This window comes from Pantoea sp. USHLN298 (genome assembly GCF_037149395.1).
Lineage (GTDB): Bacteria > Pseudomonadota > Gammaproteobacteria > Enterobacterales > Enterobacteriaceae > Pantoea > Pantoea astica.
The window spans coordinates 1-772 of the sequence record NZ_JBBCRO010000015.1 but is presented as its reverse complement, the minus strand read 5'-3'; the positions used below and the strand labels follow the sequence as shown (position 1 = coordinate 772).

The following is a 772-nucleotide window of genomic DNA, read 5'->3' as shown; positions in this document are numbered from 1 at the left end:
TATCACCTTACCGTCGCTTTACGCAGATTAGCACGTCCTTCATCGCCTCTGACTGCCAGGGCATCCACCGTGTACGCTTAGTCGCTTAACCTCACAACCCACAGGCGTTTTTCAACGCTGCGTGTTGCAAGCATTTGAGAGACTCGAACACATCGTATTTTTCATTCTTATTACGGAGAATGAAAACGACATGTCGTTTCAATTTTCAGCTTGTTCCGGATTGTTAAAGAGCATAATACTTCGCAGCACACCGTTGCCGGTACGCTCTGAAGTATTTTTTTCAGAAAAAACAGTAAGACGGTATGGTGGAGCTAAGCGGGATCGAACCGCTGACCTCCTGCGTGCAAGGCAGGCGCTCTCCCAGCTGAGCTATAGCCCCATACAGTTACTGCAGAGACCACTACTACCACTCAACCGAGTACACTTCGTAAGAAATGCAATTCGTGCTCAGGCAAGGCATGTTTCCGCGAAGCATAGTGAACTATGCGAGCCGGAGACATAACGCAGCGTGAGTGCGAATTTGGTAGGCCTGAGTGGACTTGAACCACCGACCTCACCCTTATCAGGGGTGCGCTCTAACCACCTGAGCTACAAGCCTGTAGAGGTTTTTTCTGCTCGTTACTTTTCTATCAGACAATCTGTGTGAGCACTTCGCGGGAAAGTATCTTCAGGTAAGGAGGTGATCCAACCGCAGGTTCCCCTACGGTTACCTTGTTACGACTTCACCCCAGTCATGAATCACAAAGTGGTAAGCGCCCTCCCGAAGGTTAAG

The 772-nt window shown here is 49.5% G+C and carries 2 tRNA genes and 2 rRNA genes; all 4 read right to left on the bottom strand.

Going from position 1 to position 772, the window contains the following annotated elements:
* Positions 1–91 (bottom strand): 23S ribosomal RNA (locus WFK59_RS21950); the annotation flags it as partial.
* A 212-nt stretch (positions 92–303) separates the two neighbouring features.
* Positions 304–379, bottom strand: a tRNA-Ala gene (locus WFK59_RS21945).
* Between the two features lie 142 nt (positions 380–521).
* Positions 522–598: transfer RNA gene (locus WFK59_RS21940), tRNA-Ile, on the bottom strand.
* A gap of 74 nt (positions 599–672) precedes the next feature.
* Positions 673–772: ribosomal RNA gene (locus WFK59_RS21935) — 16S ribosomal RNA — on the bottom strand; the annotation flags it as partial.